The 14,614-nt window shown below is 62.1% G+C and carries 13 protein-coding genes and 1 riboswitch; of the genes, 4 read left to right on the top strand and 9 right to left on the bottom strand.

Translation table 11 applies throughout. The features are described 5' to 3' along the window. Positions 1 to 323: 323 nt before the first annotated feature. Together KI235_RS04960 and KI235_RS04955 are read right to left on the bottom strand one after the other, a co-directional pair. A complete protein-coding gene (locus KI235_RS04960; RefSeq protein ID WP_003197887.1) occupies positions 324 to 2,006 on the bottom strand; it encodes a fatty acid--CoA ligase in 1,683 nt (560 codons plus the stop codon). A 156-nt stretch (positions 2,007 to 2,162) separates the two neighbouring features. Continuing rightward, on the bottom strand, positions 2,163 to 2,792 hold the full coding sequence (locus KI235_RS04955) for a LysE family transporter (RefSeq protein WP_003197884.1): 630 nt from the start codon (positions 2,790 to 2,792) through the stop codon (positions 2,163 to 2,165). A 144-nt stretch (positions 2,793 to 2,936) separates the two neighbouring features. Here KI235_RS04955 and KI235_RS04950 point away from each other — a divergent pair, with 144 nt between their 5' ends. From KI235_RS04950 to KI235_RS04940, 3 genes are all read left to right on the top strand, one after another. After that, positions 2,937 to 3,902: a 2-hydroxyacid dehydrogenase gene (locus tag KI235_RS04950; RefSeq protein WP_003197883.1), complete on the top strand. Its 966-nt coding sequence runs from the start codon at positions 2,937 to 2,939 to the stop codon at positions 3,900 to 3,902. 33 nt (positions 3,903 to 3,935) lie between these two features. Continuing rightward, a complete protein-coding gene (locus KI235_RS04945) occupies positions 3,936 to 4,934 on the top strand; it encodes a class I SAM-dependent methyltransferase (protein ID WP_003197881.1) in 999 nt (332 codons plus the stop codon). A 50-nt stretch (positions 4,935 to 4,984) separates the two neighbouring features. After that, a riboswitch (yybP-ykoY riboswitch) is annotated at positions 4,985 to 5,105 on the top strand. A gap of 89 nt (positions 5,106 to 5,194) precedes the next feature. Beyond that, positions 5,195 to 5,779, top strand: a complete 585-nt coding sequence (locus tag KI235_RS04940) for a TMEM165/GDT1 family protein (RefSeq protein WP_003197879.1) — start codon at positions 5,195 to 5,197, stop codon at positions 5,777 to 5,779. Between the two features lie 126 nt (positions 5,780 to 5,905). Here the strand turns inward: KI235_RS04940 and KI235_RS04935 are convergent, their stop codons facing one another. Further along, positions 5,906 to 6,721, bottom strand: a complete 816-nt coding sequence (locus tag KI235_RS04935; RefSeq protein ID WP_003197877.1) for a M48 family metallopeptidase — start codon at positions 6,719 to 6,721, stop codon at positions 5,906 to 5,908. A 218-nt stretch (positions 6,722 to 6,939) separates the two neighbouring features. Here KI235_RS04935 and KI235_RS04930 point away from each other — a divergent pair, with 218 nt between their 5' ends. After that, complete coding sequence (locus tag KI235_RS04930; protein ID WP_013692276.1) at positions 6,940 to 9,078, top strand: methyl-accepting chemotaxis protein; 2,139 nt, start codon at positions 6,940 to 6,942, stop codon at positions 9,076 to 9,078. Between the two features lie 187 nt (positions 9,079 to 9,265). Here KI235_RS04930 and hisC read toward each other — a convergent pair whose 3' ends face one another. From hisC to KI235_RS04900, 6 genes are all read right to left on the bottom strand, one after another. Next, positions 9,266 to 10,318 (bottom strand): histidinol-phosphate transaminase, encoded by a 1,053-nt coding sequence (gene hisC / locus KI235_RS04925; RefSeq protein WP_003197873.1) that lies wholly within the window; start codon positions 10,316 to 10,318, stop codon positions 9,266 to 9,268. Position 10,319: 1 nt separating this feature from the next. Next, entirely contained in the window at positions 10,320 to 11,657 is a 1,338-nt protein-coding gene (gene hisD / locus KI235_RS04920; protein WP_003197871.1) for a histidinol dehydrogenase, read from the bottom strand. Positions 11,658 to 11,780: 123 nt separating this feature from the next. After that, positions 11,781 to 12,416, bottom strand: coding sequence for an ATP phosphoribosyltransferase (gene hisG / locus KI235_RS04915; RefSeq protein ID WP_003197870.1), 636 nt, complete (start codon positions 12,414 to 12,416; stop codon positions 11,781 to 11,783). A 243-nt stretch (positions 12,417 to 12,659) separates the two neighbouring features. Beyond that, the gene (gene murA, locus KI235_RS04910) at positions 12,660 to 13,925 is read right to left on the bottom strand and encodes a UDP-N-acetylglucosamine 1-carboxyvinyltransferase (protein ID WP_003197868.1); all 1,266 of its coding nucleotides are present in this window, start codon (positions 13,923 to 13,925) and stop codon (positions 12,660 to 12,662) included. Between the two features lie 22 nt (positions 13,926 to 13,947). After that, on the bottom strand, positions 13,948 to 14,187 hold the full coding sequence (locus tag KI235_RS04905; RefSeq protein WP_003197866.1) for a BolA family protein: 240 nt from the start codon (positions 14,185 to 14,187) through the stop codon (positions 13,948 to 13,950). Between the two features lie 115 nt (positions 14,188 to 14,302). After that, complete coding sequence (locus KI235_RS04900; protein ID WP_003197864.1) at positions 14,303 to 14,608, bottom strand: STAS domain-containing protein; 306 nt, start codon at positions 14,606 to 14,608, stop codon at positions 14,303 to 14,305. Positions 14,609 to 14,614 lie beyond the last annotated feature (6 nt).

The raw sequence follows: 14,614 nt of genomic DNA, 5'->3' as shown, positions 1-14,614 counted from the left end.
CTCCATGTGCATTATTGTTATGGCAGTGGACATTTCAAGAACACCTCGATGGCTGGGAGCGGCAGCGTCCCGACATCCGTCAAAGTCGCATCGCCCTTTCGTGCGTGCGCCCCGTTCCTGAGAATCCGTGAGCGGACTATAGCCAGCAGGTAGTACGGCTTGATCCCTCTAAAGTGTGATTTGCAGCCCTCAACCACTCTGGAACAGTCCTTTCGCCAGGCCGACAGATGTCGGCACGGCAAGGATGGCTGAAATTTTCAGTTTGACAAGGCAAGCGCTTGCTTGGTGGGGCTGCCGTGCCCTTTCGGGCACGGCAAAAAGGCCTAAAGCGTGGAGAGGAAGGTGCTGTTGTTGCTCTGCCATTCGGTGATGTCGACGCGGATGCGCTTTTTGTCGAGCTTGCCGACGCTGGTCTTGGGAATTTCAGTAACAAGGGCGATCTGGCTCGGGATCGCCCACTTGCTCAAGTGCCCAAGCTCGACGAACGGCTTGAGGTGTTCCTTGAGTTCGCGAGCCCCGATCTGATGCCCTTCGCGAATCACCAGCAGGGCAAACGGCCGCTCACCCCACTGCGGATCGGGAATGCCGACCACTGCTACTTCGCGTACCGCCACGTGACGGCTGATGAGGTCTTCCAGGTCCAGGGAGGAGATCCACTCGCCACCGGTCTTGATCACGTCCTTGATGCGATCACGGATGTCGATGAAGCCCATGTTGTCCAGCGTGGCGACGTCACCGGTGTGTAGCCAGCCGCCGGCCCAGAGCTCGGCGCCCTTCTGCGGCTCGTTGAAATAGCCCTCGGTGAGCCAAGGCGCGCGCAGCACCAGTTCGCCCTGGGTCTCGCCGTCGGCCGGCAGGAAGCGCCCTTCGGTGTCGACGATCGCCGCCTCCACCAGCGGACCCGGCACACCGGCCTTGATCCGGTAGGTGGTGCGTTCGTCTTCGCTGCCGGCCATCAGTTCATCGTTGAGGTGGGCACAGGACACCAACGGGCCGGTTTCCGACATGCCATAGGCGGCAGTGAGCTGGATGCCCCGCGCCTTGGCCGCTTCGTAGAGGCTGCGATTCAGGGCGCTGCCACCGATGACGATTTTCCAACCGCCGAAATCGGTGTCCTGGGCCCCCTTGGCATTGAGGACCATTTGCAGGATGGTCGGCACGCAATGGGAAAAGGTGACCTTTTCCTTGCGCCACAACTGGACCAGGAATTCGGGGTCGTAGCGGCCCGGGTAGACCTGCTTGAGCCCGAGCATGGTCGCGACATAGGGCAGGCCCCAGGCGTGGACATGGAACATCGGCGTGATGGGCATGTACACGTCGTTGGTGCCCAGCAGCCGCACGCTGTCGATAGACCCCATGATGGTCGCCACGCCCATGGTGTGCAGCACCAGTTGCCGATGGGTGAAGTACACGCCCTTGGGGTTGCCCGTGGTGCCGGTGGTATAGAACGTGGTGGCGACGGAGTTTTCGTCGAAATCCTGGAAGTCGTAGGTGGGGGCGGCGGCGGCCAGCAGTTGCTCGTATTCACCCACCAGGTTCGGCAGGTCGGCGGTTTTCTCCGGCAGGTCGGTCAGCAGCAGGGTCTTGTCCACCGTGGTCAGGTGCCCGGCAATCGCCTGGTACAAGCCGACGAACTCGCTGTTGACCAGCACGAAGCGGTCCTCGGCGTGGTTCATGGTGTAGAGGATCTGTTCCGGGGACAGGCGCACATTGATGGTGTGGATCACCGCGCCGATCATCGGAATCGCGAACATGCATTCCAGATAACGATGGCTGTCCCAGTCCATCACCGCCACGGTATCACCGGCCTTGACCCCTGCCTCGGTCAACACGTTGGCCAGCCGCGCGACCCGCTCTATCAGCGTCGGATAGCTGTAGCGCAACTGGTCACGGTAGATGATCTCGCGGGTTTTCTCGTAACGCGTGCCGGACATCAGCAGCCGCTTGATCAGCAGCGGATATTGATAAGCGCCTTCGGCTGGAGGAATAACGCGAGTCTGCAACATAAGAGTCCCTTTTCTGACTGCACGGTCTTGGCTGGAAGTAAGCACTCTAGAGCGCTTATACACTGATCAAATCAGCCAAAGGAATGATTTGATCAGTGGGCAAATACTAGCCTTGAGCCATGTCCAGGACTGTAGGAGCTCCTACACAGAGCGGGATCAGTGCGCCTCGGTAAACGCCAGCTTCACCCCAATGGCGACGAGTACCGCGCCCATGGTCCGGTCGAACCAGTGGCCCATGCGCGCAAAACCGGCGCGCACCCGTTGCTGGCTGAACAGCAGCGCCACCAGGCAGAACCAGGCAGCCGTCGCAACCGCCAGATACACGCCGTAACCGGCCTGGACAGCCAGTGGGGTGTGTGGGTTGATCACCACGGTGAACAGCGACAGGAAAAACAGGGTGGCCTTGGGATTCAGGCCATTGGTGACGAAGCCCGAGGTGAACGCGCCGCGAGGGGTACGTTCACCGGCCTCCTTGTGCAGGTTGTCCTCGGCGGGCTTGGCCGGTTGTGCCCGCAGTGCCTTGAAGCCGATGTACAGCAGATACGCGGCGGCGGCCCATTTCAGCGCGTTGAACAGCACGATCGATTGCGACACGATCAGGCCGATACCCAACAGCGAGTACCCCACATGCAGGAAAATCGCCGTGCCGACGCCCAGCGCCGTCCAGGTCCCGGCACGCCGGCCATGGGTCACGCTTTCACGCACCACCACGGCAAAATCCGGCCCGGGGCTGGCAACGGCCAACAGGTGGATCAGGGCGACGGTGAGGAATTCGGTGAGGTACATGGTGGAGCTCCCTGGCTAACGCAATCTCGAAACAAACATCAACTGTGCAGTGAGGGGGCTGTGTGGGAGCAAAGCTTGCTCCCACACACATCTGATAGGCTCGCCACATTACGCCTTCGGTTCTTCACATAAAAGGTACAGCTGATGACGAACACCGCCCGCGCAGTCTTCCTCGACCACCCTTCCCTGGACCTCGGCGATCTGGACCTGGGCCCGCTGCGCAACTGCTTCAGCGACCTGCAACTGTTCGCCCGGACCACGCCGGACCAGGTCATCGAGCGGCTCAAGGGCGCCACCGTGGCGATCACCAACAAGATCGTGATCGATGCACAGGCCATGGCGGCCAGCCCCGAACTGAAGCTGATCCTGATCAGCGCCACCGGCACCAACAATGTCGACCTGGCCGCCGCCCGCAGCCACGGCATCACCGTGTGCAATTGCCAGGGCTATGGCACACCGTCAGTGGCCCAACATACGATCATGCTGTTGCTGAACCTGGCGACGCGCCTGGCCGATTATCAAAAAGCGGTGGGTGACGGTCGCTGGCAACAGGCTTCGCAGTTCTGCCTGCTGGACTATCCGATTGTCGAACTGGAAGGCAAGACCCTGGGCTTGCTGGGCCATGGTGAATTGGGCAGTGCCGTCGGGCGGCTGGCCGAAGCCTTTGGCATGCGTGTGCTGCTGGGGCAGATCCCCGGGCGCCCGGCCCGCCCCGACCGCTTGCCGCTGGAACAGTTGTTGCCGCAAGTCGATGCGTTGACCCTGCACTGCCCGCTCAATGAGCACACCCGGAACTTCATCGGCGCCCGCGAACTGGCGCTGCTCAAGCCCGGTACATTCGTGGTCAACACCGCCCGTGGCGGCCTGATCGACGAACAGGCCCTGGCCGAAGCCCTGCGCAGCGGTCACTTGGGGGGCGCCGCTACCGACGTGCTCAGCGTGGAGCCACCGACCCAAGGCAACCCGCTGCTGGCCGGCGATATTCCACGGTTGATCGTCACGCCACATAACGCCTGGGGCAGCCGCGAGGCGCGGCAACGGATCGTCGGGCAAATGAGCGAAAACGCCCAGGGCTTTTTCAGCGGTACAGCGCGGCGTGTCGTCAGTTGATAAACTGCCGCACTTTTTTTCAAGGAGCAGACCATGGATCCGCGCAGTGAAGTACTGCTTCGTCAGGCCGAGTTATTCCAGGGTTCGGTGTTGTTGGCCGGCCTGCCCGCCGATGACCTGCTCGGCCGTTTGCCCGAGGCTCATGGCTGGTGCTGGCATGCTGGAGATCAGGCAGCGCTGGAGGCTCGCTTCCCCGAGCGCAGCCACTTTGGCGTGAACGTACCCGAGCGTGGGTTCGACACGGCCGTGGTGTTCCTGCCCAAGGCCAAGGACCTGACCGACTACATCCTCAACGCCGTGGCGGCGCGCCTGGCCGGGCGCGAGGTGTACCTGGTGGGGGAAAAACGCAGCGGCATCGAAGGCGCGTCCAAGCAGCTCAACCCGTTCGGCAAGCCACGCAAGCTCGACAGCGCGCGGCATTGCCAACTGTGGCAGGTCACCGTCGCCAACGCGCCCGAGGCCACGCCACTGGAAAGCCTGGCCCAGACCTACGAATTACCCCTGGCCGAAGGCCCGCTGAAAGTCATCAGCCTGCCAGGGGTGTTCAGCCATGGTCGCCTGGACCGCGGCAGTGCGCTGCTGTTGGAACACCTGGATAAACTGCCCAGCGGGCATTTGCTGGACTTTGGCTGCGGTGCCGGGGTACTGGGGGCGGCGGTCAAGCGGCGCTATCCGCACAACACCGTCACCCTGTTGGACGTGGACGCATTTGCCGCCGCCAGCAGTCGCCTGACCCTGGCCGCCAACGGCCTGGAGGCCGAGGTGCTGACTGGTGACGGCATCGACGCCGCACCGATGGGCTTGAGCGCGATCCTGAGCAACCCACCATTCCATGTCGGTGTGCACACCGATTACCACGCCACGGAGAATCTGCTGCGAAAAGCGGCCAAACATCTGAAAAATGGCGGCGAACTGCGGCTGGTTGCCAATAGTTTCCTCAAGTACCAGCCACTGATCGAGGAACATCTGGGCGTCTGCGCCATCAAGGCCGAAGGCCAGGGCTTTCGTATCTACCGGGCCAAGCGCGGTTGAAAACTTTTAGGCAACAGCACTTGCTCAATCGGATTTGCCTAGGCAGAATCCGCTCCGTCCTAGGGGAGTAGTCTCCCGCGAGCGCCATGCTCGCCCGGCATACGTCAACATACTTGGTCAGCAGACCATGGCGTATGCGGCCCAAGCGTCCACGCAGATGGTCGCTGGGTTTGACAAGACCTATGACACGCACACCTTACCCGGGGCGGGAAGGCTGTACGTGTCATAGCCGTGTCGACCCGCCCCTTTAGGAATTCCTGATGCTGGACTCACTCCTCGTACCTACCGCTATCGTTGCGCTGGCCGAAATCGGCGACAAGACGCAATTGCTCGCGCTTATCCTGGCCGCTCGCTTTCGCAAACCCTGGCCGATCATCGCCGGCATCATTGCCGCAACACTCGCCAACCACGCAGCCGCCGGGGCAGTGGGGGCCTGGGTCAGCGGATTTTTCTCCAATGCGGTGTTGCACTGGATACTGGCGGCAAGCTTCACGGCCACGGCGCTGTGGACCCTGGTCCCGGACAAACTGGACGATGAGGAAGCAAACACGGCCCGCAAGTTCGGACCGTTCCTGACCACGCTGATTGCGTTCTTCCTGGCGGAAATCGGCGACAAGACGCAGATCGCCACAGTGATGCTCGCCGCGCAATACCCGGAGTTGTGGTTGGTAATCATCGGCACCACCGTGGGCATGTTGATTGCCAACGTGCCAGTGGTCCTGGCGGGCAATTTCGCCGCCGAGAAGCTGCCCCTGACCCTGATCCGCCGCCTGGCCGCCTCGGCATTCTTCGTCCTGGCGATCGTGGCGGTGTACAAGGCGATGCAGAGCAGTGGGTGGGTTTGACCCTGTGTCACACCTTGGGCAGAGGATAACTGTGGGAGCATAGCTTGCTCGCGATAAACGATGACGCGGCCTGATTGACGTCTGCGTCGCCCCTGTCGCGAGCAAGCTTTGCTCCCACAACGATGCTTACTTCTTGGCCTGCTGATAAAGCGGCATCACCTTCGGAATCGCCGCCTGCAACGAAGCGATACGGCTGCTCGAGGACGGGTGGGTGCTCATGAACTCCGGTGGTGCGCCTTCCGAGGCCTTGGCCATCTTGTTCCACAAGGTGATCGCCGCGTTCGGGTCGTAGCCGGCGCGGGCGGCCAGTTCGAGGCCGATCAGGTCGGCTTCGTTCTCGTTGCCGCGGCTGTTGGGCAAGGTCATGCCGTAGTTGGCGACGGTGTCGGCCAACGCCAGGCTGTCCTGGCCCAGGCCGAACAAGGCGCCAGCGCCCTGCTTGGCCATCTCGATGCCATAGGCCTTGGACATCGCTTCGCGCCCGTGCTCGCGCAGGGCGTGGGCGATTTCGTGGCCCATGATCGCGGCGATTTCAGCGTCGGTCAGCTTCAACTGGTCGATCAGGCCGGTGTAGAACATGATCTTGCCGCCAGGACCGCAATTGGCGTTGAGCTCATCGCTCTTGATCAGGTTCACTTCCCAGTTCCACTGCGCCGAATCCGGGCGGAACACAGGTGCCTGGGCGATCAAGCGGTCGGCAATGACCTGGATGCGCTTGGCATCGTTACTGGTCTTGTCCAGCGCGCCCTGGGCTTTCGCCTCACCCATCGTCTTCTGGTAGGACTGGGCGTACATCTGGTTGACCTCATCGGTCGACAGCATGCTGAACATGTACTGCTTGCGTTCCACGCCCACGGCTCCGCCGCTGGTGGTATTGACCGACTGGCAACCGGTGAGCAGCAGAGCCGCGCTCAGAGCACTCACCATCAATGTCTTGTTCATGTAAAAGAAGCTCCCTGGAAACGTGGGCGTATCCTAGGCCTTGATTTGTATCGGCGCCAGATACAGAACGAGGGATTACAGGTTTTTCGGACAGACCCTACACAGTCCATTTGCGACACCCACGCAGCTAAAACAGTCAGCCGACGAACAGCGCCTCATGCCGCGCCACAGAAACGCCGATAACGGCTCCAGACGTCATTTCCGCGTCCGGAGCCTTTATGAAATTCAGATCGATCCAGTTTTCCGTGGCCGCCCTCGCCGGCGCCATTGTGCTCAGCGTGGTGGCCGCCCTTGTGCTGTACGCACTGTTTGCCGGCGCGCGCACCCAGGATATGGTGCAACAGCGGACCAAGGCGCAGTTCGAACAACTCATCGAACAACGCCTCACTGCCCTGGCCCGCACCCAGGCGAGCCTGATCCAGCGGGAACTGGAAGCCCCGCTGCTGCTCGCCCGCGGCCTGGCCACCAGCAACGCCTTGATGGGCATGAACGGCACGGACGGCAACCCGCAATTGAAGGTGCCCCGCGAGCAAATGATCAGCCTGTTGCGCGAAACCGTGGTGCGCAACCCGAAGATCCTCGGTGCCTACATCGCCTGGGAACCGAACGCCATCGACCATGACGACGCCAACTATGTGAACAGCCAGGTGGTGGGCATGGAAACCAACGGGCGTTTCCTGCCGTGGTGGTTCCGTAACCAGGACGGCTCCCTGGGCCTGGAAAAACTCGCCGACGTGACCGACCAGAAACTGCTTTCCACCGGCATCCGCGCCAGTGAGTACTACCTGTGCTCCCAGGACAGCAAGAAAGCCTGCGTGATCGACCCGGCGCCCTATCGCGTGGGCAGCACGATGACCATGCTCGCCTCGTTCATCGAACCGATCATGATCGATGGCAAGTTCCAGGGCATCGTCGGTGCCGACCTGTCGGTGAACTTCATCCAGGACATGCTCGTGGCCGCCGATGGCAAGTTGTACGACGGCGCCGGGGAAATGGCCTTGCTCTCCAGCAACAATCGACTGGTGGCCTTTACCAAGGACCCGAGCAAACTCGGGGAAAAGGCCAGTGACCTGCTGGACGCCAGTGCACTGGATAACCTCGCCAGGCTGGGCGCCGGCGAAGTGCGCTATGACATCGACGAAGAACACGGGCATATCGAGGTGTACATGCCGTTCGGCATCGGCGAGACCAACGCCCGCTGGACGCTGATGTTGCAACTGCCGCTGAACGCGGTCATGGCCGACCTGCAAGCGCTGCAGAAGGACCTCGACCATCAGCGTCAGGCCGATATCTTCGGCATGGCGATAGTGGGCCTGGTGATTGCCGGCATCGGGCTGCTGGTGATCTGGCTGGTGGGCCACGGCATTGCCCGTCCGCTCAAGCAAATGGTGGCGATGCTCGATGACATCGCCCAGGGCGAAGGCGACCTGACTCGTCGCCTGGTCAGCGACCGCGCCGATGAACTGGGGGCGATCGCCAGGGGCTTCAACACCTTCCTGAGCAAGTTGCAGGGCATGATCACCCAGGTGGTGACCTCGGTGCAGAGCGTCAGCGATTCGTCGGAGCACACCGCCGATATCGCGATCCGCACCAACCAGGGCGTGCACAAGCAGATGTCGGAGATCGATCAGGTCGCCACTGCCGTGCACGAAATGACCGCCACCGCCCAGGACGTGGCCCGCAACGCGACCCAAGCCGCCCAGGCCGCCAGCCATGCAGACCAGGCTGCCAGCCAGGGCATGCAGATCGTGCGGGACACCTCCACCTCCATCGGTGCCCTGGCCGTGGAAATCGGCAAGGCGGTGGGCGTGGTGCAGACCCTGGCCAAGGACAGCGAGAACATCAACGCGATCCTCACCGCCATCCGCGGAATCGCCGAGCAGACCAACCTGCTGGCCCTCAACGCCGCCATCGAAGCCGCCCGGGCCGGTGAACAGGGCCGTGGTTTCGCGGTAGTCGCCGATGAAGTGCGCAACCTGGCGCAGAAGACGCAACAGGCGACCGAAGAGATCCAGACGATGATCCAACAGTTGCAACAAGGCACTCGGGATGTGGTGCGGGTGATGGAAGACAGCCAGAACCGTACCGACGAAAGCGTGCAGCATGCGGCGAAAGCGGCCCAGGCCCTGGAGACGATCACCCAGGCAGTGTCGGTGATCAACGACATGAACACCCAGATCGCCAGCGCCGCCGAGGAACAAAGCGCCGTGGCCGATGACATCAACCGTAACGTGATCAACATCGGGCAAGTAGCGAACGAAGTCGCCAGCGGCGCCGATGAGTCCAGTGCAGCCAGCGCCGGGTTGACCAAACTGGCGGAGCAGCAGCGGCGGTTGATCAATCAGTTCAGGGTCTGATCCAAAGGCCCCATCGCGAGCAAGCTCGCTCCCACAGGGGGGGGTAGGCGGTGGCATGCCGATTTGTGAACGCAGCAGAACAACTGTGGGAGCAAAGCTTGCTCGCGATGGCGTCGTCACGGACAACAAAACCGCTATCGCGAGCAAGCTTTGCTCCCACAGACTCCCACAGGTTCAATGCAGGGGTTTAGAGTTCGCCGAGGGCTTCTACCAGCGCTTGGTTCTGCTCCGGTGTGCCGATGCTGATCCGCAGGAACTGGGCAATCCGCTCCTGTTTGAAGTGCCGCACGATCACACCCTGCTCCCGCAGTTTCGCCGCCAACCCTGCCGCATCGTGCCGGGGGTGGCGGGCGAAGATGAAGTTGGCCGCCGAGGGCAGCACTTCAAAGCCCTTGGCTTGCAGTTGGGCCACGACCCATTCACGGTGCTCGATGACCAACTGGCAGGTCCGGTCGAAATGCTCGCGGTCGTCGAACGCCGCCGCGCCGCCGACATTCGCCAGGCGATCCAGCGGATAGGAGTTGAAGCTGTTCTTGATCCGCTCCAGCGCTTCGATCAGGTCCGGATGGCCCACCGCCAGGCCCACGCGCAGCCCCGCCAGGGAGCGGGACTTGGACAGGGTCTGGGTCACCAGCAGGTTCGGATAGCGATCCACCAGGCTGATGGCCGTCTCGCCGCCGAAGTCGATATAGGCCTCGTCGACCACTACCACCGAATCCGGGCTGGCCTTGAGGATCTGCTCGACCGCTTCCAGCGCCAGCAGGCAGCCGGTCGGCGCGTTCGGGTTGGGGAAAATGATCCCGCCATTGGGTTTGGCGTAGTCTGCCGGGTCGATCCGGAATTGCTCATCCAGCGGCACCGCATCGAACTGGATGCCGTACAGCCCGCAATACACGGGATAGAAGCTGTAGCTGATGTCCGGGAACAACAGCGGCTGGTCGTGCTGCAACAGGCCGTGAAAAATGTGCGCCAGCACTTCATCCGAGCCATTACCCAGGAACACCTGGTTGCTCTGCACGCCGTAATATCGGGCCACGGCGCCTTTCAGCAGGTCACTGTTGGGATCCGGGTACAGGCGCAGGTTGTCGTTCAACTCGGTCTGCATTGCCGCCAAGGCCTTGGGCGATGGGCCGTAGGGGTTCTCGTTGGTATTGAGCTTGACCAGCCGGGTCAGCTTCGGCTGTTCGCCCGGCACGTAGGGCACCAGGTTCTTGACGAACGGGCTCCAGAATTTACTCATTTCAGTTCCCCTGACCTTCAATGGAGTTTTCGTCAAGAATGCGGTACTCGGCGCTGCGGGCGTGGGCGCTCAGCGATTCGCCACGGGCCAGCACCGAAGCGGTCTTGCCCAGTTCGGAGGCGCCCTGCTCGGAGCAGAAGATGATCGACGAGCGTTTCTGGAAGTCATACACCCCCAGCGGCGACGAGAAGCGCGCGGTGCCGGAAGTCGGCAACACGTGGTTGGGGCCTGCGCAATAGTCGCCCAGGGCCTCACTGGTGTGACGACCCATGAAGATCGCACCGGCGTGACGAATCTGCGGCAGCCAGGCCTGCGGGTCGGCGACCGACAATTCCAGGTGTTCCGGCGCGATACGGTTGGCGACTTCGATGGCCTGCTCCATGTCGCGGACCTTGATCAGCGCGCCACGGCCATTGATCGACGTATTGATGATCTCGGCGCGGTCCATGGTCGGCAGCAGCTTGTCGATGCTGGCGGCGACCTTGTCGAGGAACTCGGCGTCCGGGCTGACCAGGATCGCCTGGGCGTCTTCGTCGTGCTCGGCCTGGGAAAACAGGTCCATGGCGATCCAGTCCGGGTCGGTCTGGCCGTCGCACACCACGAGGATTTCCGAAGGGCCGGCGATCATGTCGATGCCGACCTGGCCAAACACGTGGCGCTTGGCGGTGGCGACATAGATGTTGCCCGGCCCGACCACCTTGTCGACCCGCGGCACGCTTTCGGTGCCATAGGCCAGCGCAGCCACGGCCTGGGCACCGCCGATGGTGAACACCCGGTCCACACCAGCGATGCAAGCGGCGGCCAGCACCAGTTCGTTGATTTCACCGCGCGGGGTCGGGACGACCATGACCACTTCGGTCACGCCGGCAACCTTGGCCGGGATGGCGTTCATCAGCACCGAGGACGGATAGGACGCCTTGCCACCCGGCACGTACAGGCCGGCGCGGTCCAGCGGCGTGACCTTCTGGCCCAGCACGGTGCCGTCGGCTTCGGTGTAGCTCCAGGAGTCCTGTTTCTGCCTTTCGTGATAGTCGCGCACTCGGGACGCGGCCTTTTCCAAGGCTTCGCGCTGGGGCACGGTGATCCGGGTCAGGGCCAGTTCCAGTCGCTCGCGCGGCAGGATCAGGTCGGCCATGGACGCCACTTGCAGGCCGTCGAACTTCTGGGTGAATTCCACCAGGGCAGCATCGCCACGCTCGCGCACAGCCTTGATGATGTCCAGCACCCGCTGATTGACCGAGTCGTCAGACACGCTTTCCCAGCTCAGCAGATGATCCAGATGATGTGCGAAATCCGGGTCGGCAGCATTGAGTCGGCGAATCGAAGTGGGAGCGGTCATAGCGAGGGCCTCATTAATGGCAAATGCTCAGGCGCCCTAAGCTACCAGTCCATTCGCGTGGGCACCTGAGAAAATTGGCTATGACACGGATAGACGGGCGCGACTCAAGGTCGCGCAGGTGAATCAGCCGCGGTGTCGCGATTCCACTGCCTTGCGCAGGGTATCGATCAGAGCCTGGATACGGGCGTGCTGCATTTTCATCGAAGCCTTGTTGACGATCAGCCGGGAGGTGATGTCGGCGATGAAATCCTGGGGTTCCAGGCCATTTGCCCGCAGGGTGTTGCCGGTGTCGACCACGTCGATGATCTTGTCCGCCAGGCCGATCAGCGGCGCCAGCTCCATCGAACCGTACAACTTGATGATATCGACCTGACGGCCCTGCTCGGCGTAATAACGCTTGGCAATATTGACGAACTTGGTCGCCACGCGCAAACGCCCCTTGGGCTCCGGCGCGCCAACTTTACCAGCGGTCATCAGCTTGCAGCGGGCGATCTGCAGGTCCAGGGGCTCGTACAGGCCCTGGCCGCCGTATTCCATCAGCACGTCCTTGCCGGCAACGCCCAGGTCGGCGGCGCCATGTTCCACGTAGGTCGGCACATCGGTGGCACGCACGATCAGCAAGCGCACGTCGGCCTGGGTCGTGGGGATGATCAGCTTGCGGCTCTTGTCCGGATTCTCGGTCGGCACGATGCCCGCTTCAGCCAGAAGCGGCAGGGTGTCGTCAAGGATGCGGCCCTTGGACAGTGCGATGGTCAACATGGGAAACGTCAGTCCTTATCAAGGTACTCATGCCCGGTCGCAAGCGGCGCCGGACACACATCGAGGGTGCAAACACCCTCGACCTGAAACGAAATCAACGGACACATCCTTGTGCCCACGGAAAGTGCCTGCGCGACGATCATACTGCGTTGAAAACAGGCTCGGAATGCTCATTGACAATCAGTCAACTCCGCTTCCTCGCCTGTTTTCGCCTTGCCTGATCGCCGCGCAGTCACTTTCCAATTAGCCCGGTACGCGGCGGATCTTGGCGCCGAGCATCTGCAGTTTTTCTTCGATGCACTCATAGCCACGGTCGATGTGGTAGATGCGATCGATCAGGGTATCGCCTTCGGCAACCAGGGCCGAAATGACCAGGCTGGCCGAGGCCCGCAGGTCGGTGGCCATCACTGGCGCGCCCTTGAGCTTCTCGGTGCCGGTGACAATGGCCGTGTTGCCTTCGACCTGGATCTTGGCGCCCATGCGGTGCAGTTCGTAGACGTGCATGAAACGGTTTTCGAAGATCGTCTCGATCACAGCGCCCGTGCCTTCGGCAATGGCGTTGAGGGAGATGAACTGCGCCTGCATGTCGGTCGGGAACGCCGGGTACGGAGCGGTCCGCACGTTGACGGCTTTTGGCCGCTTGCCGTGCATATTCACTTCGATCCAGTCTTCGCCGCAGGTGACTTCGGCACCGGCTTCCTTGAGTTTCTCCAGGACGGCTTCAAGGATGGTCGGATCGGTATCCTTGACCTTGACGCGGCCACCGGTGACCGCAGCGGCCACCAGGTAGGTGCCGGTTTCGATCCGGTCCGGCATCACTTTGTAGGTGGCCGAATGCAGGCGCTCGACGCCATCGATGGTGATGGTGTCGGTGCCAGCGCCGCTGATCTTGGCGCCCATGGCGATCAGGAAGTTCGCCAGGTCGACCACTTCAGGCTCGCGCGCGGCGTTTTGCAGCACGCTGCGACCCTTGGCCAGTGCGGCGGCCATCATGATGTTCTCGGTGCCGGTCACGCTGACGGTATCGAAGAAGAAGTGCGCGCCGCGCAAGCCGCCTTCCGGCGCCTTGGCCTTGATGTAGCCGCCTTCGACGTCGATTACCGCGCCCATGGCTTCCAGGCCGCGAATGTGCAGGTCCACCGGACGCGAGCCAATGGCGCAACCGCCAGGCAAGGCGACTTCGGCTTCACCGAAACGGGCGACCATCGGACCCAATACCAGGATCGACGCACGCATGGTCTTCACCAGCTCGTACGGGGCGACCAGGGTCTTGATGGTGCGTGGATCGATTTCGACGCTGAGCTTCTCGTCGATCACCGGCTCAATGCCCATGCGGCCGAACAGCTCGATCATCGTGGTGATGTCGTGCAGGTGCGGCAGGTTGGCCACGGTCACCGGGCCATCGCACAGCAGGGTCGCGGCAAGGATCGGCAGGGCGGAGTTCTTTGCCCCGGAAATACGGATTTCGCCATCAAGACGAACGCCGCCGGTAATAATCAGTTTATCCATAAGAATCTCGAGGCCCTTGGGCTCAGGTGCGCTCGGCCCAGGCCGCGCGGCTGAAAAATTTCATCGTGACCGCGTGGATGCTGCCATCGGCGATCCATGGGTTCAAATGGGCATAGATGCTCTGCTGACGCTTCACTGGGCTCAACGTCGCCAGTTCATCGCTGATCACGTTCAACTGGAAGTTGCAGCCTTCGCCTTCAACTTCCACCTGCGTACCAGGCAGCTTTCCTTCTAGGAAGCTCTTCACTTCTACAGCCTGCATGCTCAACCTCAATCGGCGCCCTGTGCGCGCGGGTCGCACATCATACAAAAAAGCCCCGCGCCTGCGAACCCCGCGAAGCAGGACTCTGACGGGGGGACTTTTCCAACAATGTGGCTCAGGGGTGCGCCAACAACTCGGTCAGCTCGCTGACCTGGGCTATTTCGCGCATATCTTCGGGCATCCCACGGATGCTCCACGTTTTGCCGGCTGCCTTGGCGTCCCGCATGAAGCACAGCAGCAGCGACAGGCCGACGCTGCTGGACTTCTGCACCGCCGAGCAGTCAATGACCACCTCGGCGGCACTGACGGACTTGATCAGCGCCTGGCCCTCCTTGCGCAGGGCCGGGCCGGTGCGGTAATCCAGCACGCCACTGAGCATTAGCACGCCAGCCTCACCCAGACGAACGGCGGACTCACTCACCGACTC

The sequence above is a fragment of the Pseudomonas sp. St386 genome, assembly GCF_018325865.1.
GTDB classification, from domain to species: Bacteria; Pseudomonadota; Gammaproteobacteria; order Pseudomonadales; family Pseudomonadaceae; genus Aquipseudomonas; species Aquipseudomonas brassicacearum.
The sequence above is the reverse complement of the archived record's forward strand: the minus strand, read 5'-3'. Positions and strand labels throughout refer to the sequence as shown.